General features: G+C 64.5%; 18 protein-coding genes. 6 read left to right on the top strand and 12 right to left on the bottom strand.

Translation table 11 applies throughout. The features are described 5' to 3' along the window. Positions 1-25: 25 nt before the first annotated feature. The 4 genes from AC1Q64_RS18500 to AC1Q64_RS18485 all read right to left on the bottom strand — a co-directional run bounded on the left by AC1Q64_RS18500 (position 26) and on the right by AC1Q64_RS18485 (position 2,547). Positions 26-418 carry a hypothetical protein gene (locus AC1Q64_RS18500; RefSeq protein WP_291436845.1) on the bottom strand — a complete coding sequence of 131 codons (393 nt, stop codon included), beginning with the start codon at positions 416-418 and terminating at the stop codon, positions 26-28. Between the two features lie 72 nt (positions 419-490). Then, the gene (locus AC1Q64_RS18495) at positions 491-655 is read right to left on the bottom strand and encodes a DUF1328 domain-containing protein (RefSeq protein WP_010463174.1); all 165 of its coding nucleotides are present in this window, start codon (positions 653-655) and stop codon (positions 491-493) included. Between the two features lie 346 nt (positions 656-1,001). Beyond that, positions 1,002-2,408, bottom strand: coding sequence for a sensor histidine kinase (locus AC1Q64_RS18490; RefSeq protein ID WP_291436843.1), 1,407 nt, complete (start codon positions 2,406-2,408; stop codon positions 1,002-1,004). A 4-nt stretch (positions 2,409-2,412) separates the two neighbouring features. Further along, the gene (locus tag AC1Q64_RS18485; RefSeq protein ID WP_492252341.1) at positions 2,413-2,547 is read right to left on the bottom strand and encodes a hypothetical protein; all 135 of its coding nucleotides are present in this window, start codon (positions 2,545-2,547) and stop codon (positions 2,413-2,415) included. On the opposite strand from AC1Q64_RS18485, the gene AC1Q64_RS18480 reads away from it, so the two are divergent. After that, positions 2,531-3,163, top strand: coding sequence for a response regulator (locus AC1Q64_RS18480; RefSeq protein ID WP_056065924.1), 633 nt, complete (start codon positions 2,531-2,533; stop codon positions 3,161-3,163). The two genes, AC1Q64_RS18485 and AC1Q64_RS18480, sit on opposite strands and share 17 nt — an antisense overlap. Before the next feature lie 128 nt (positions 3,164-3,291). On the opposite strand, the gene AC1Q64_RS18475 is transcribed toward AC1Q64_RS18480, so the two are convergent. The 4 genes from AC1Q64_RS18475 to gpmA all read right to left on the bottom strand — a co-directional run bounded on the left by AC1Q64_RS18475 (position 3,292) and on the right by gpmA (position 6,999). Then, positions 3,292-3,729 carry a response regulator gene (locus AC1Q64_RS18475; protein ID WP_291436838.1) on the bottom strand — a complete coding sequence of 146 codons (438 nt, stop codon included), beginning with the start codon at positions 3,727-3,729 and terminating at the stop codon, positions 3,292-3,294. Between the two features lie 112 nt (positions 3,730-3,841). After that, the gene (locus tag AC1Q64_RS18470) at positions 3,842-4,591 is read right to left on the bottom strand and encodes a HesA/MoeB/ThiF family protein (protein ID WP_492252340.1); all 750 of its coding nucleotides are present in this window, start codon (positions 4,589-4,591) and stop codon (positions 3,842-3,844) included. A gap of 105 nt (positions 4,592-4,696) precedes the next feature. Further along, positions 4,697-6,133 carry a S41 family peptidase gene (locus AC1Q64_RS18465; RefSeq protein WP_291436834.1) on the bottom strand — a complete coding sequence of 479 codons (1,437 nt, stop codon included), beginning with the start codon at positions 6,131-6,133 and terminating at the stop codon, positions 4,697-4,699. Between the two features lie 122 nt (positions 6,134-6,255). Next, positions 6,256-6,999 carry a 2,3-diphosphoglycerate-dependent phosphoglycerate mutase gene (gpmA, locus tag AC1Q64_RS18460; protein WP_291436832.1) on the bottom strand — a complete coding sequence of 248 codons (744 nt, stop codon included), beginning with the start codon at positions 6,997-6,999 and terminating at the stop codon, positions 6,256-6,258. An 86-nt stretch (positions 7,000-7,085) separates the two neighbouring features. Between gpmA and AC1Q64_RS18455 the strand changes: the two genes are divergently transcribed. The 4 genes from AC1Q64_RS18455 to AC1Q64_RS18440 all read left to right on the top strand — a co-directional run bounded on the left by AC1Q64_RS18455 (position 7,086) and on the right by AC1Q64_RS18440 (position 9,464). After that, positions 7,086-7,493 carry a rhodanese-like domain-containing protein gene (locus tag AC1Q64_RS18455; RefSeq protein ID WP_291436830.1) on the top strand — a complete coding sequence of 136 codons (408 nt, stop codon included), beginning with the start codon at positions 7,086-7,088 and terminating at the stop codon, positions 7,491-7,493. 77 nt (positions 7,494-7,570) lie between these two features. Then, a complete protein-coding gene (gene grxC / locus AC1Q64_RS18450) occupies positions 7,571-7,828 on the top strand; it encodes a glutaredoxin 3 (protein WP_015015481.1) in 258 nt (85 codons plus the stop codon). 108 nt (positions 7,829-7,936) lie between these two features. Further along, positions 7,937-8,395, top strand: a complete 459-nt coding sequence (secB, locus tag AC1Q64_RS18445) for a protein-export chaperone SecB (protein WP_291436826.1) — start codon at positions 7,937-7,939, stop codon at positions 8,393-8,395. Between the two features lie 52 nt (positions 8,396-8,447). Further along, positions 8,448-9,464 carry an NAD(P)H-dependent glycerol-3-phosphate dehydrogenase gene (locus AC1Q64_RS18440; protein ID WP_492252339.1) on the top strand — a complete coding sequence of 339 codons (1,017 nt, stop codon included), beginning with the start codon at positions 8,448-8,450 and terminating at the stop codon, positions 9,462-9,464. A 328-nt stretch (positions 9,465-9,792) separates the two neighbouring features. Here the strand turns inward: AC1Q64_RS18440 and lysA are convergent, their stop codons facing one another. Next, positions 9,793-11,037: a diaminopimelate decarboxylase gene (gene lysA / locus AC1Q64_RS18435; RefSeq protein ID WP_492252338.1), complete on the bottom strand. Its 1,245-nt coding sequence runs from the start codon at positions 11,035-11,037 to the stop codon at positions 9,793-9,795. A gap of 127 nt (positions 11,038-11,164) precedes the next feature. Here lysA and AC1Q64_RS18430 point away from each other — a divergent pair, with 127 nt between their 5' ends. Then, positions 11,165-12,112 carry a LysR family transcriptional regulator gene (locus tag AC1Q64_RS18430; RefSeq protein ID WP_492252337.1) on the top strand — a complete coding sequence of 316 codons (948 nt, stop codon included), beginning with the start codon at positions 11,165-11,167 and terminating at the stop codon, positions 12,110-12,112. A 113-nt stretch (positions 12,113-12,225) separates the two neighbouring features. On the opposite strand, the gene coaD is transcribed toward AC1Q64_RS18430, so the two are convergent. The 3 genes from coaD to AC1Q64_RS18415 all read right to left on the bottom strand — a co-directional run bounded on the left by coaD (position 12,226) and on the right by AC1Q64_RS18415 (position 14,927). Then, complete coding sequence (gene coaD / locus AC1Q64_RS18425) at positions 12,226-12,732, bottom strand: pantetheine-phosphate adenylyltransferase (protein WP_291436820.1); 507 nt, start codon at positions 12,730-12,732, stop codon at positions 12,226-12,228. Between the two features lie 132 nt (positions 12,733-12,864). Continuing rightward, positions 12,865-13,572, bottom strand: a complete 708-nt coding sequence (gene rsmD, locus AC1Q64_RS18420) for a 16S rRNA (guanine(966)-N(2))-methyltransferase RsmD (protein WP_492252336.1) — start codon at positions 13,570-13,572, stop codon at positions 12,865-12,867. Further along, positions 13,569-14,927 (bottom strand): M16 family metallopeptidase, encoded by a 1,359-nt coding sequence (locus AC1Q64_RS18415; protein WP_492252335.1) that lies wholly within the window; start codon positions 14,925-14,927, stop codon positions 13,569-13,571. The genes rsmD and AC1Q64_RS18415 overlap by 4 nt, the downstream gene beginning before the upstream one ends. Positions 14,928-14,942: the final 15 nt, after the last annotated feature.

Raw genomic sequence — 14,942 nt, 5'->3', positions numbered from 1 at the left:
CGTGCAAACACCAGTGCGCTAGCCCTCAGTATGCATTGCGCCGGCGGGACATCCACATCGCTACGGTTGCCAGCAACGCGCCCGATGCGGCAGCGATGACCAGCGACTTGCCGGGTTGCTCGGCCACATACTTGCCAGTGACATCGGCTGCCTGCTGGATCTGGCGACGTGCGCGTGCGCTGGTCTCGGCGCAGTAGTCGATGCTGCGGGCTGCCAGGTCCTGTGCGCGGGTGGCTAGGTCGTCAATTGCCGGGTCGGCCTGGCGGCGCAGGGCGCGCACGCTTTCTTCGGCCTTGTCCAGCGACTGGTCGGCTGCGGCCCGCGTAGTCTGCACCGCATCTTGCGCGCTTTGCAGCACGTCGTCGGCCAGGTTGCGAACACCGTGGGTTACTTTGTCGGTAGCAGTCTGAAAGCTCATGGGGAAACTCCTTGGGGTATGGGGTACAGGGGATTTGCGAGGGGGACGGTGGTCCAGACGTTGCGGCCAGACTCACCCCTTTTTGAGGAGCCCCAGCACAAAGGTGACTACAGCCATGATCACGAACACAAAGAACAGGATCTTCGCAATGCCCACGGCACCGGCAGCAATACCGCCAAAACCGAAGAGGGCTGCAATCAGCGCGATCACCAGAAAAACAACTGCGTAGTGCAACATTTCCATCTCCTTATGGGTGGCCGGCTTGCCGGCAGATTGGGTGGCACGAGAACCTCAGCGCCTGGGATTGACTGTAAGCATCGCGTTGCGTGGCGGCTGCCGGTGTGCGGCGCGCACGCGTGTCGGCGATGCAGTGGGTGCGGTGTAGGACAGCACGCACTCGCCCGCGTTGCACGATGCCGGGGCTTAATCAATGGCAACACTAGGGGCGTCAGACCGCCATGCATGGCTACCTGACGTTTGCCATGGGCCACTTCCACCGGTCGCCCATGCAGGCCCGACGATGCAACAGATAGAGAGGAGATAGGGAATGAGGCGGCCAGCGCCTCAGCACCTGCGCAGGAACTCAGGCGTCGTGTGCAGCGGCGTTGCGGCGCGGCTCCGACGAGGTGCGTGGCAGCGGCAACACGGCAGACAACAAGGTGCCATTGCCCGGCCGCGAGGTCAGTGTGAGGCGTCCCCCCGCCGCTTCGACGCGGTGGCGCATGCCTGCCAGGCCGTGCGATGTGGGGCGCACGGTGGCGGGGTCAAACCCTACGCCGTCATCGCGCACCTGCACCGCCACATGCGTGGGGTAGCCATGCACCGACACCAGCACCTTGCTGGCCTTGGCGTACTTGCCGATGTTGGTCAACGCCTCCTGCACCATGCGGTACACCGTGAGCTGGGCCGCATCGGGCAGTTGCACCGCCTCCAGGCTGGTCTCGACCTCGATGCCTGCACGCTCGGCGTATTCGCGCGTCAATATTTCCAGCGCGGCCGTGAGCCCCAGGTTGGACAGCGACGATGGGCGCAGGTCTTCGATGATGCGACGCTTGAGGGCAATGCCGCTGTTGAGCGTCTCCGTCAGATGCTTGAGACGCTCGGCAATGTCCGGCGCGGTGGCATCAATCTTGGACTTTAGGCGCGCCACATCAAGCTTGGCGGCCGTCAGCAGTGCGCCCAGCTCATCGTGCAGTTCCCGCGCCAGATGGCCCCGTTCTTCTTCGCGCACCTGCTGCAGGTGGTTCGCCAATTCGGACAGCGTAGCCGTACGGTCGCGCACCAGGCCCTCCAGACGGTCGCGCTCGCGCTCCAGCACTTCCTGCTCGCGCTGGTTGACGGCCTGCACGGCCTGTGTCTGGCGCAGGTACATGTAAAACGCCAGCAGGCCGATGGCAGTGACCGTGGCAATGCCAATGCGCGACAGCATCAGCGACTGCTCGATCTGCTCACGCCCCTGCTGCAGACGCTGGTCGCTGCGGGTGATCAGCTCTTGCGCATGTTGCCGGATCGCCTCCATGTGCTCCTTGCCCACGTCGGTGTTCAAGATGAACTTCCACGCGTCTTCGTTGCCCTGGCGGCGAAGACGCAGGCTCAGCTCCATCTCGGCCAGCTTGCGCGAGATCTGCCGGGACAGCAACGCGAACTCCTGCATGTCCTCGGGCGAAGACATGAATTGCTTACGCAAGCGGTCCAAGTTGGTCTGAACGGTCGCCACGGCCTTGTCATAAGGCTCCAGGTAGGTCTCGTTACCGGTGAGCAAATAACCCCGCTGGCCGGTTTCGGCATCCAGCATGCTTTGCAGCAGCTTGTTCACATCGGCCCGCGTGGTCAGCCCTTGGGCCAGCTGTTCCACCGCGTCCTGCGAACGCATGTGCCCTGTTTCGTTTATGCCCACCAGCACCATGGCCGCCAGCAGCGCCATGGGCAGGCTCAAGGCCATCTGGCGGACTTTTGGTAACCAACGCCGGGTGTTTTCTTGGAGATTCATACGCTTATTCTGGATAATGGCCCGTTACCTGCCAGGTGCGCCAGCCATGTAACGACATGCCGAGCGCCTGGACTTCAATACACACCGGCAGCACATCTGCTGCCGCCTCGAAAGAAGCATCAATGATCAAGATCGGCATTGTGGATGACCATGCGATTGTTCGTTCCGGGCTGCGGCAGTTTCTGTCGGAGCACGTGGACCTGCGGGTGGAAGGCGAGGCCGCCAATGGCCGCGAAGCCATTGACCTGGTCCGTAACAAGGAAATCGACGTGCTGCTCATGGACCTGTCGATGCCTGGCCAGAGTGGGCTCGATGCACTGGCCATGCTTCGCGCCAAAGCGCCGGACATGGGCATTCTGATCCTGAGCGGGTACCCCGAGGAGCACTACGCGATCAACCTGATCCGCCAGGGCGCGAGCGGCTACCTGAACAAGGAGTGTGAGCCGTCGGAAATCGTGGAGGCCATCCGCACCATCGCGCTGGGCCGCCGCTACCTCACGCCTGCCGTGGCCGAACTGCTGGCGCAGCAACTCAACCGCAAGGACGATGCGCCACCGCACGAGCAGCTGTCGGAGCGCGAGTTTCAAGTGTTCCTCAAGCTGGCGAAGGGAGAGACGGCAGGCGATATTGCCAAATCGCTGTCGCTGAGTGTGAAGACGGTGAGTACGTACCGCACGCGCCTGATGGAAAAGATGAGTCTGTCTTCCAACAGTGACCTCACCTACTACGCGCTCAAGAATCGCTTGATCGACTGACATACAGGCCCCTGTCTGCACCCGGTGCTGCAGGGCCTGGGCATGCCTTGCTACGGAGCTCAAAAAAGGCAGGAAAAATACGCCCCTCCGACTGCCGCATGCACCTACGCACGCGGCGGCGGATGATGTCACTGGGGCAAGCCCGATGGGGCGGCAGACGCACCGCCGTTATTGCCGGCATCCATCCCGTGGGCCGGACCGCTGTGATGCACACAGTAGTCCACCAACGCGTCGATCTCGTTGGATTTGTCAAACACCGCATCCACACCCAGCTGCGCACAGCGCATGCGCACATCCGGCGTGGCGTAATTGCTGAGCACCACCATTTTCTGGCCGGGCCGCCGCGTGCGGCAGGCAGCCAGCACACCCAATCCGCTGCCCTGGCGCAAGAACAGATCAACGATGGCCAAGTCCCATTCCTCGGGGTGTGCAGACAGCCAGTTAGTGCCTTCGTCTTCGGTTTCTGCCACACCCACCGCTTCCACAGACGCCAACTCCTCCAGAGTTCCGATCAGGTTCTCGCGGATGGTCGCGTTGTCTTCAACAATGTAGGTGCGCAATTTCACGGGCGGGTCCATGTGTACGGACAGTGCAGGTCACGCTGTCCTAACCTTGAATTTAAGGCTTCCATGCGCCGGATTCTGCCAGCCGCAACACGCTGGCCATGTAGGAAAAATCCTACCGCGCAACACACACTGGGCAGTGGGCATGGCGTTGAACGCGCATGGTGCTCCACTCCATGGCTCGGCCGTCCAGCATGAGCAGCCGCCCAGCCAGCGACTGCCCTACGCCCGCAATCAGCTTCAGCGCCTCGGTCGCCTGCATCGCCCCCACCACGCCTACCAGCGGCGCAAACACACCCATCGTGGAGCAGCGCACTTCTTCAAACTCCGCGTCGGGCGGGAAGATGCAGGCATAGCACGGCGACTGCATATCGTGCGGGTCCACCACCGTGATCTGGCCATCAAACCGGATCACCGCGCCCGCCACCAACGGCTTGGTATGGCGCACACATGCAGCGTTGACCGCCTGGCGGGTGGCATAGTTGTCGCTGCAGTCGAGCACCACCGTGGCATCGCGCACCAGATTGTCCAAAGCGGCTGCGTCCACCCGAGTTTTCAGTGCCGTGACCCGTACCTCGGGGTTGATATCGGCCATGGCCTGCGCCGCCGACTCGACCTTGGGGCTGCCCACACGCGCGGTGGTGTGTGCAATCTGGCGCTGCAGGTTGGTCAGGTCCACCACATCGTCATCGACGATCGTGATGTGGCCCACACCAGCAGACGCCAGGTACAGCGCGGCAGGCGACCCCAACCCACCCGCGCCGATGATGAGTGCATGGGCCGCAAGCACCCGCTCCTGCCCCTCAATGCCCACCTCGTCGAGCAAGATGTGGCGGGAATAGCGCAGGAGCTGGTCATCGGTCATGGGAGGGCTGGCCCGCAACGGCCAATAAAACAACGGTGAAACAGGCCAACATGAAAAAGGCTGGATTCCTCGCGAAATCCAGCCCTGGGTCGGAGCGCGAAAGGCTCAATTCTCTTTCTTTTCTTCCTTGCGCTCCGTCAGCGTCTTGCTGACCAGCACAGGACGGCCCTTGAGCTGGTTAAGGGCCTGCACCAGCTGGAAGTCCTTGTCCGAGCCAAACTCGGGCACCTTGCGGTCGGCCGCAGGCTTCTTGGCCTCTTCTTCCATTCGCTTGCGGGCTTCCTCGCGGGCCTTTTCGCGGGCTTCGTCCTTCCTCTCTTCGCCCTGGCCGCTGTTCAGGTGCTTGTCCAGGTCGGCCTCGCGCATGCGCAACGCGGCAAAGATGTTGCCCTCTTCCGACTCGTCGATCATCACGTCGGGCACGATGCCCTTGGCCTGGATCGACTTGCCGCTGGGGGTGTAGTAGCGGGCTGTGGTCAGCTTGATTCCCGTGTCAGGGCCCAGCGGGCGCACGGTCTGCACCGATCCCTTGCCGAAGGTCTGGCTGCCCATGATGGTGGCACGCTTGTGGTCTTGCAGCGCGCCGGCCACGATTTCGCTGGCGGAGGCAGAGCCTTCGTTGACCAGCACCACCAGAGGTACCGACTTGAGCGACGCAGGCAGGCGTTTGAGCGGGTCACCGCCACCCCGGCGCTGGTAATAGTCAGGGGCAGCCTTATAGGTAGCCTTGCTGTCGGCCAACTGCCCATTGGTGGTCACCACCGTCACGTTCTCGGGCAGGAAGGCCGCAGAGATCGCCACGGCTGCGTCCAGCAGGCCACCCGGGTCGTTGCGCAGGTCCAGCACCAGGCCCTTGAGGTTAGGGTCCTGCTTGTAGACCTCTTCCACCTTGCGCACGAAGTCATCCACCGTGCGTTCCTGGAACTGCGACAGGCGAATCCAGGCGTAGCCAGGCTCGATCATCTTGCCCTTGACGGACTGGGTCTTGATCTCTTCGCGCGTGATGGTGACGGGGAACGTGCGGTTCTCGTCCTTGCGGAAGATGGTGAGCGTGACCTTGGTGCTGGGCTCGCCGCGCATGCGCTTGACAGCGTCGTTGAGCGCCAGCCCCTTGACGGCAGTTTCGTCGATCTTGGTGATCAGGTCATTGGTCTTGAGGCCGGCACGAAAGGCGGGCGAGCCCTCAATGGGCGACACGATCTTGATCAGACCGTCTTCCTGTGTGATCTCGATACCCACGCCCACAAAACGGCCCGAAGTGCCCTCGCGGAATTCCTTGAAGGACTTCTTGTCGAAATACTGGGAGTGCGGATCCAGGCTGGACACCATGCCGGAGATGGCGTCGGTGATGAGCTTTTTGTCATCCACCGGCTCGACGTAATCGGTCTTGACCAAGCCGAACACGGCGGACAACTGCTGGATTTCTTCGAGCGGCAACGGCGTCATGGCGCCACGCGCCACCGTTTGCAGTGACACCGTGGTGAGCGCACCCGCCACCACGCCTACCGATACCCATCCTGCAATCTTGAGTTTGTGGCCCATACAACACCTTTTACCGCTTCAAAACCAATATACACCTTGGAAGGGCCAAACCCGCCGCAGTTCCGCATGGATGCTCACTTTGGCGGGGATAAGCGGGGTTTTCCCCGCTCTTTACCTGCGATTTACGCTTTGCCCTGCGATGCCACGGCGGCTGCGGCCTTGGCCGCCGCTTCCGCATCGCCCAGATAGTAGTGACGGATGGGCTTGAGGTCGGCGTCGAGCTCGTATACCAGTGGAATCCCGTTGGGAATGTTCAGGCCCACGATGTCGGACTCGGAGATGTTGTCCAGGTACTTCACCAACGCGCGGATGGAGTTGCCATGTGCAGCCACCACCACCCGTTTGCCCGAGCGGATGGCGGGCGCCATGGCCTCGTTCCAGAACGGCAACACGCGGGCCACGGTGTCTTTCAGGCACTCGGTCAGGGGCACGTTCTCGGCCGCCACACCGGTGTAGCGGCGGTCGCTGCGCTCGCTGCGTGGGTCGGTGGCTTCCAGTGCTGGCGGAGGCGTGTCATAGCTGCGGCGCCACACCAGCACCTGCTCGTCGCCGTACTGCTTGGCCATATCTGCCTTGTTCAGGCCCTGCAGGGCGCCGTAGTGGCGCTCGTTCAGGCGCCAGTCCTTGACCACGGGCAGCCAGGTGCAATCCATCTCGTCGAGGGCGTACCACAGGGTGTGGATGGCGCGCTTGAGCACGCTGGTGAACGCCAGGTCGAACTCGTAGCCCTCGGCCTTGAGCAGCTTGCCGGCCGACATGGCCTGGGAGACGCCGGTCGGCGTGAGGTCCACATCGGTCCAGCCGGTGAAGCGGTTTTCAAGGTTCCAGGTGGATTCGCCGTGGCGAATCAGAACGAGCTTGTACATGGTTTCCCCAGGAAAGGCAGGTCAAAAAATGCGGGCCAAAACCCAGCATTCTAGAATTACGCTGTTCGCCAACCCAAGGAAGCTTCGTGAAATTCATTATTGATAACTGGTATCTGTTCCTCGTTGCACTGGCTTCGGGCAGCATGTTGCTGTGGCCGGTCCTCAAGAACGCCAGTGGCGGCTCGCTGACGCCAGCACGCGCCGTGCAGCTCATCAACCGCGAAAAAGCGGTGGTCATCGACGTCTGCGAAACCGAGGAATTTGCCGCAGGCCACGTGAACGGCGCCAAGAACGTGCCGCTGGGCCAACTCGAAGAGCGCTTGGCCACCGTGGTCAAGAACAAAGCCCTGCCCGTGGTGCTGGTGTGCGCCAGCGGCGCCCGCGCCAACCGAGCTGTCGGTATCGCCAAGAAGCTGGGCTATGAAAACGCCCAGGCACTGGCCGGTGGGCTCAAGGCCTGGCGCGAAGCCAGCCTGCCTGTGGAAAAAGCCTGACCCGCCCCCAGTTATTCGGTCAGCGCTAGTCTCTTGACTGGTTTTTTGCCCCACAGGAAGAAAGAGGAAGGTCCGCCATGCAACCCGTGAAGATGTACACCACCGCCGTCTGCCCCTACTGCATCCGGGCCAAGCAGATCCTCAAGTCCAAGGGCGTGGAGCAGATCGAGGAGATCCGCATCGACACCGACCCCGCCGCGCGCAGCCACATGATGGAAATCACCGGCCGCCGCACGGTGCCGCAGATCTACATCGGCGACACCCATGTCGGTGGCCACGACGATCTGGTGGCGCTGGACAGCCGTGGCGAGCTGATGCCCTTGCTCGGCGCCTGACCCCCTGTCTGGGCGCTGCATAATGCAGCCCCATGTGCCCGCTGCGGGAGCTGCTCCCCGGCGGGTTTTGTTTTGCTAGCAATTTCGTAAGAGCAAAGAGACTTCACCATGGCCGACCAAGAAAACCCCGTGTTCCAGATCCAGCGCGTCTACCTCAAGGACATGTCTCTGGAGCAACCCAACTCCCCCGCCATCCTGATCGAACAAGAGCAACCCAGCGTGGACATCCAGCTGGGCGTGGAAGCCACCCCCGTGGCCGAAGGCATCTTTGAAGTGGCTGTGACCGCCACCGTGCAGACCAAGATCAAGGACAAGACCGTGTTCCTGGTCGAAGCCAAGCAGGCCGGCATCTTCGAAATCCGCAACGTGCCTGAAGACCAGATGGGTCCCATCATGGGCATCGCCTGCCCGCAGATCGTGTACCCCTACCTGCGTGGCAACGTGGCCGACATCATCAACCGCGCCGGCTTCCCGCCCGTGCACCTGGCCGAAATCAACTTCCAAGCCATGTACGAGCAACAGCAAGCCCAGGCTGCCGGCCAGGCCTCGCCCATCATCACGCAATAAGCATTTACAGGCATTTTTGCCTGTAGTGCTGGATGAATAAGCGCATACAGCTATGAAAATCATAGTATTGGGCGCTGGAGCCTGGGGGACAGCGGTGGCCATGAGTGCCGCCCAGCACCCCGCAGGCCATGCCGTCACCTTGTGGGCGCGCGATGCCGCCCAGGCGGCCCAGATGCAGACGCAGCGGCAGAACGCGCGTTACCTGCCCGGCATCACCCTCCCCCCCTCCCTCACTCTGGCCCATGGCGACTTTGCTGCGCTGTGGACCGGGGCCGACCTCGTCATCGTGGCCACGCCCATGGCGGCTTTGCGCGGCATGCTGCAGGCCTTGCATGGCTGCGCTGCACCTGTGGCCTGGCTGTGCAAGGGGTTCGAGGCGGCACCTCTTGGTGTCGATTCATCATCTTTTGGATTGCTGGCGCACGAAATACAAGCACAAGTAGCTCCTGATTTGATAGCAGGCGTATTCAGCGGCCCCAGCTTTGCGCAAGAGGTGGCACTCGGCCAGCCCACCGCCCTGGTGGCGGCCAGCGCCCATGCCCAGGTGCGCGATGCACTGGTGAGCGCCTTCCACAGCCCCAGCGTGCGCGTATACGCCAACGAAGACATCGTGGGCGTGGAAGTGGGCGGCGCGGTGAAGAACGTGCTGGCCATTGCCACCGGCCTGTGCGACGGGCTGGCGCTGGGGCTGAACGCCCGCGCCGCACTCATCACACGCGGTCTGGCCGAGATGACGCGGCTGGGCCTGGCGCTGGGCGCGCGGCCCGACACCTTCATGGGCCTGTCGGGACTGGGCGACCTGGTGCTGACCGCCACCGGCGACCTGTCGCGCAACCGGCGCGTGGGCATGCTGCTGGCCGAGGGCAAAACCCTTCAGCAGGCCGTCGAGTCGCTGGGCCACGTGGCGGAGGGCGTTTACAGCGCCCGCACCGTGGCGCAGCGGGCGGCTGCGCTGGGGGTGGACATGCCCATCACCCGTGCGGTGGTTGCGCTGCTCGATGGCCAGCTCACCCCGGCCGATGCGGTGGTCACGCTCATGGGGCGCGGGCCTGCGTCCGAGCTGACCTGAACCAAAGAAGCGCGAAAGAAAAAAGGCCCCTGCGGCATGCCGCAGCGGCCTTTTGTATTGGCGCTGCCAGTGCGGTACTGTCAGCGGACTGTGTTCAAAACACTCCGAACAACATCAGCAGCAAAACAACCGACAGTGGGACGCCAAGTAGCCAGGCAATGAGAGGCATGAGAATCTCCTTGAAAGGGTGAGAAGGTCAGGTGTTTTCACTGTATTTCTCACCCCGCAGCGCCGTTGTCCGGCATAACAGCGCCTGCCCGTAGGCCTCCACCTACCCCGTCGACTCCGGCTGCCAGCCACGCACCACGTGCGCAGCCCCCAACCGGGCTTACAGGCCCAGCTCCAGCGCCAGCAACTCGTCCACCGTCTGGCGGCGGCGGATCAGGCGGGCCTGGCCACCATCCACCAGCACCTCGGCAATCAAAGGCCGCGTGTTGTAGTTCGAGGACATGCTGGCGCCATACGCACCCGTGTCGTGGATCACCAGCAGGTCACCCACCTGCGCGGCAGGCAGGTCGCGCGGCAGCACCACGCCACCGTCGCCCTGGGTGAACACGTCGCCCGACTCGCACAGCGGGCCCGCCACCACCGTGGGTTGCTCTGCCGCCGTGGACCCATCGCGGCGCAGCACACTCATGGCGTGGTAGCTGCCGTACATGGACGGGCGCATGAGTTCGTTGAAGCCGGTATCGACCAGCACAAAGTGGTTGTTGCCCGCGTTCTTGGTGGCGCGCACCTGGCCCAGCAGCACGCCGGATTCGGCCACCAGGAAGCGGCCGGGCTCGATTTCCAGGCCCAGTTGGTGGCCCACGATGGCCTCGGCCTGCTGCCGCGCGGTGTCCCACAGGCCGTGGTAGTGCTGGGTGTCGACCACGGGGTCGCCGCTGCGGTAGGGGATGGACAGGCCACCACCGGCCGAAATGGCATGCAGGTCATGCCCGGCCGCATGCGCCGTGCGCACCAAGTTGACCATGGCACCGCACACTTCCTGCAGGTGGCTGTAATCCACGCCCGAGCCGATGTGCATGTGCAGGCCCACCAGCTTCAAGCCATGCTGCTTGATCGCGGCCAGCGCCGCAGGCAGGTCCGTGTGCCAGATGCCGTGTTTGCTGTGCTCGCCACCCGTGTTCGTCTTGTTGCTGTGGCCGTGGCCAAAGCCGGGGTTGATGCGCAGCCACACCGCATGGCCGGGCGAACGCGCGCCCAGCTGGTGCAGCATGTCGATGGAACCCGCGTTGACCGGCACGCCGTGCTCCACCACGCAGTCGAGCGTGGCGGCGTCGAACAGGTCGGCGGTGAAGACGATCTCGGAAGACTCACCACCCGCCACATAGCCCGCCGCCAGCGCACGCAGGATCTCGCCACGCGAGACGGCATCCACCTTCACGCCCTGCTCGCGCATGAGCTTGAGGATGTGGATGTTGGAGCAGGCCTTCTGCGCAAAACGGATGGTCTCGAAATTGGACACCTGCGCAATGCGCTGGCGGATGGTGGCCGCGTCATACACCCATAGCGGGGTGCCAAACTGGTCGGCCAGGGCCCAGAGCTGGGCGGGAGAAAAGGGGTTGGACATGCAAAGGCTCCAAAGCCAGCAACAGGTGCGGCACAACGTGAACGATGGCCCGCATCATGCCCGCCGCGAAGTATTTGGTCGAATGCTTTGATTTACGCCATCCATTCAATATGGATATGCTCTACCCATGACTGGACTGACCGACTCGCCCCTGGCCCACCGGATCACCCACCGGCACATCGAGGTCTTCCGCGCCGTGATGACCGCCGGCAGCGCCACCGGCGCGGCCGACCTGCTGCACAGCTCGCAACCCACCGTGAGCCGCGAGCTGGCGCGGCTGGAGTCGCTGCTGGGCTATGCGCTGTTCGAGCGCGCGCAGGGCCGCCTGCGCCCCAACGCACGGGCGCTGGCGCTGTGGGACGAGGTACAACGGTCCTGGCAGGGGCTGGAGCGTGTGGTGGACCGGGCCGTAGCCCTGGGCCGGTCGGGGGCCGTGCAGCTATCGGTGCTGTGCCTGCCCGCGCTGGCCCATGCAATGCTGCCGGGTGCGGCGGCACGGCTGATGCAGGCGCAGCCTGAGGCGCGCCTGTCCGTCACACCGCAGGAATCGCCCCTGCTCGAAGAATGGATGAGCGCCCAGCGGTTTGACCTGGGCCTGTGCGAGCAGACCAGCGCCCCGCCCGGCACCCGCGCCGAGGTGCTGCTGACCCTGGACGAGGTGGCCGTGCTGCCCACCCACCACGCTTTGGCACGCCAGCCGGTGCTGCAACTCGGCGACTTTGCCGGCGAATTCTTTGTAAGCCTCTCGGCCGACGACCCCTACCGCCGCCTGATCGACGCCCGGTTTGCCGAGGGGGGCGTGGAGCGCACGCTGCGCGTGGAAACCCACAGCGCCGCAGCGGTGTGCGCCATGGTCGAGCAGGGCCTGGGCGTTGCCATTGTCAACCCGGTCACCGCCCTGGCAGCAGCCAGCGAGCGGCTGGTGCTGCGGCGCCTGGCGTTTTCCATCCCGTTCAGCGTGACGGCGCTGCTGCCGCTGTACCGCCCGCCCCTGCCCGAGGTGGCGCCCATGCTGGAGGCCCTGCGCGCGCAGGCCCAGGCCATTGCAGCCCGGCTGCCGCCCGGCAGGGGCTGAGGCAGCAAGAACCATGAAACTATTATTTTGATAGCAGCATGGGCAGATTGCACTAGCGCTATCTGCACAAAAGAGCCTTCACCGTGGCTCCTTGTGCATTCTGGCCACAGTCCTCAGCCGCCCGGCGCCGCCAGGCTGCGCACCTTGACCGCCAGCCGCTCCTCGACCGAGGGCGACACGAACTTGGTCACCTCGCCGCCCAGCACGGCGATCTCGCGCACAAAGGTGCTGCTGATGAACTGGTACTTGTCGCTGGGCGTGAGGAACACCGTCTCCACCTGCGGCATCAGGCTGCGGTTCATGCCCGCCAGCTGGAACTCGTAGTCAAAGTCGGTCACGGCGCGCAGGCCGCGCACCATGGCCTTGCCGCCGCGCGACACCACAAAGTCGCGCAGCAGGCCCGAGAAGGGCTCGACCTGCACCTGGGGATACATCTTCACGGCATCCCGCACCATCTCGATCCGCTCTTCCAGCGAAAACAGGGTCTTCTTGTGGTGGCCCGCCGCCACAGCCACGATCACACGTTCAAACAACTGGGTGGCCCTGCGCACCACGTCTTCATGACCCAGTGTGATGGGGTCAAAGGTTCCGGGGTACACGGCGAGCACGTTCTGGGCCATGGCTGGTTGTCTCCTGTCTGGCTGTATGGACGTTGGCCCGGGCCCTGGGAACGGGCAAACCACCCGTTCCACAGGGCCTTCGGGCCGCGTGCGCGCATTATGCAGTGCAGTGCAACATGAACCGGCGTTCGCTCAGCCGGTGGTGAGGGCCACAGGGCGCAGCAGATGTGCATGCACGGCGCCTGCCTTCAAGTGCCGGTACACGGCCAGGCCGCTGGGGGCCAGTTCGTCGTCCGTCCAGGCGCGGGGGGCTTCGAGGTAGATGAAGCCCTCTGCGGCCACGGCCTTGGCTGCGGCCTGGAGAGCGGGCGCAAACAGGTCGCTGTCAAACGGCGGGTCCAGCAGCACCAGGTCCACACTGGCGGGCGCGGCCTGCTTGAGGGCGGCCACGCCGTCGCCGCGCTGCACGCGCACGGCGCTGGCCTGCAGCTTGGCCTGCAGCACCTGCAGCTGTGCCACCAGCGCCGCGTCACTCTCCACCAGTTGCACCGACGCGGCGCCGCGCGAAGCGGCTTCGAGCCCCAGCGCACCGGTACCTGCAAACGCGTCCAGGCAGCGCCAGCCAGAGAGGTCCTGGCCCAGCCAGTTGAACAGGGTTTCGCGCACGCGGTCGGGCGTGGGGCGCAGGCCGGGGCGCTGGGCCACGGGCAGGCGGGTGCGCTTCCATAGCCCGCCGATGATGCGGATTTCGCCCGCGCCCTTGGGGGCGGCAGCCGCCGCAGCTTTGTCCTTGGCTTTTTTCTTGGAGGCCTTGGGGTCCACCGGCACTGCGGCTGCGGCGGCCTGAGCCTTGCGGATTTCGGCAGTGATGGCGCTGCCGCGCAGGGTAGATCGGCTCATGGCTGTTTGCCTCCCACCACCACGGTGACCATGCGCTCGGGCTGCAGCTTCTGTGCCATGGCGGTGCGCACGTCGGCCACGGTCAAGGCTTCCACCTTCTTCGCCCACTGGTCCAGGTAATCCAGCGGCAAGTCGTTCCAGGCGATGTTGGCCACATTGCCCAGCAGCTTCTTGTTGCTGTCGATGCGCAGCGCAAAGCCGCCGATGAGGTTGTCCTTGGCGGCGCGCAGCTCGGCCTCGGTGGGGCCTTCGGCCACAAAGCGGGCAATCACGTCGCGCGACACCTTGACGGCCTGGGCCGCCTGGTCGGGTCGGGTCTGCAGGCCCACAGTGAACGCGCCCGCATGCAGGCCGGAGGCGAAGTAGCTGTACACGCTGTAGGAAAGCCCGCGCTTTTCACGCACCTCGTTGGTCAGCCGCGAGACAAATCCGCCACCGCCCAGGATGTGGTTGCCCACCAGCAGCGCCAGAAAGTCCGGGTCGCGGCGCTGGAATCCCGGCTGGCCAATCAGCACATGGGCCTGGGCCGATGCAAACGGAATGGTCTTCTCGGCCAGTGCCGTCAGCGCCGCCACTTCGCCCACAGGCGGCAGCGGGGCGCAGCCTGTGCTGGCAGGCAGGCGCGACAGCAGCGTGGCCACCAGCGTCTGCGCCTGGGCGCGCGATACGGCGCCCACGATGCTGACCTTGGCGCGGCAGGCGGCCACGTACTGCGCGTGAAAGTCCTGCATGTCGGCCACGCCGATGCGCGCCAGCGTCTCTTCGGTGGTGCGCACGCCATAGGGGTGGTTGCCATACACCGCAGCGGCAAACGCATGGTTGGCCACGGTGGCGGGGCGCGTGTTGGCCTCTTTCAGGCTGGCGCTCCAGCGGGCGCGGTCGCGTTGCCAGACGTCTTCGGTCGTCGTGGGCTCGGCAATCTGGCGGGCCGCCAGCCGCGCGGCGCGTTCCAGCAGCGGCGCGTCGGTCAGCGAGCGCAGCACGTAGTGCAGCGTGTCGTTGTCGGCATTGGCTTCAAAGCTGGCGCCCAGGTCGGCCCAGGCCTCGCCCAGGCCGTTTTCGTCCAGCGCAGGCTCGGCGCTCGCGTCGCGCCCGGCCTTCACGCCTTTGCTGGCCATGGCCGCCACGGCGTTGGCCAGGCCGGACTGGCCCGCCGGGTCGCGGCGCGTGCCGGCGTCAAAGTCGATCTGCACGTCCACCATGGGGATGACCGGGCTTTCGACCAGATAGACCTTGGCGCCGTTGGGTTCGGTCCAGTGCTGGATGGGCAGCAGCGCCCACGCCGAATTGGAAGAAAAAAGGGCGATAGCGCTAGTGCATAAAGCACGGACAGCTATGTTTTTGATAGTAATCATGGGCAGTTTCCGCAG

The organism is Acidovorax sp. GW835-FHT14G06, assembly GCF_058793595.1.
This window is presented reverse-complemented; position numbering and strand designations above follow the sequence as displayed.

Excerpts from the sequence above, each read along its gene's own strand:
- AC1Q64_RS18500 (WP_291436845.1), bottom strand. The coding sequence starts at position 418 with ATGAGCTTTCAGACTGCTACCGACAAAGTAACCCACGGTGTTCGCAAC.
- AC1Q64_RS18495 (WP_010463174.1), bottom strand. The coding sequence starts at position 655 with ATGTTGCACTACGCAGTTGTTTTTCTGGTGATCGCGCTGATTGCAGCC.
- AC1Q64_RS18490 (WP_291436843.1), bottom strand. The coding sequence starts at position 2,408 with ATGAATCTCCAAGAAAACACCCGGCGTTGGTTACCAAAAGTCCGCCAG.
- AC1Q64_RS18480 (WP_056065924.1), top strand. The coding sequence starts at position 2,531 with ATGATCAAGATCGGCATTGTGGATGACCATGCGATTGTTCGTTCCGGG.
- AC1Q64_RS18485 (WP_492252341.1), bottom strand. The coding sequence starts at position 2,547 with ATGCCGATCTTGATCATTGATGCTTCTTTCGAGGCGGCAGCAGATGTG.
- AC1Q64_RS18470 (WP_492252340.1), bottom strand. The coding sequence starts at position 4,591 with ATGACCGATGACCAGCTCCTGCGCTATTCCCGCCACATCTTGCTCGAC.
- AC1Q64_RS18465 (WP_291436834.1), bottom strand. The coding sequence starts at position 6,133 with ATGGGCCACAAACTCAAGATTGCAGGATGGGTATCGGTAGGCGTGGTG.
- gpmA (WP_291436832.1), bottom strand. The coding sequence starts at position 6,999 with ATGTACAAGCTCGTTCTGATTCGCCACGGCGAATCCACCTGGAACCTT.
- grxC (WP_015015481.1), top strand. The coding sequence starts at position 7,571 with ATGCAACCCGTGAAGATGTACACCACCGCCGTCTGCCCCTACTGCATC.
- secB (WP_291436826.1), top strand. The coding sequence starts at position 7,937 with ATGGCCGACCAAGAAAACCCCGTGTTCCAGATCCAGCGCGTCTACCTC.
- AC1Q64_RS18440 (WP_492252339.1), top strand. The coding sequence starts at position 8,448 with ATGAAAATCATAGTATTGGGCGCTGGAGCCTGGGGGACAGCGGTGGCC.
- lysA (WP_492252338.1), bottom strand. The coding sequence starts at position 11,037 with ATGTCCAACCCCTTTTCTCCCGCCCAGCTCTGGGCCCTGGCCGACCAG.
- AC1Q64_RS18430 (WP_492252337.1), top strand. The coding sequence starts at position 11,165 with ATGACTGGACTGACCGACTCGCCCCTGGCCCACCGGATCACCCACCGG.
- coaD (WP_291436820.1), bottom strand. The coding sequence starts at position 12,732 with ATGGCCCAGAACGTGCTCGCCGTGTACCCCGGAACCTTTGACCCCATC.
- rsmD (WP_492252336.1), bottom strand. The coding sequence starts at position 13,572 with ATGAGCCGATCTACCCTGCGCGGCAGCGCCATCACTGCCGAAATCCGC.
- AC1Q64_RS18415 (WP_492252335.1), bottom strand. The coding sequence starts at position 14,927 with ATGATTACTATCAAAAACATAGCTGTCCGTGCTTTATGCACTAGCGCT.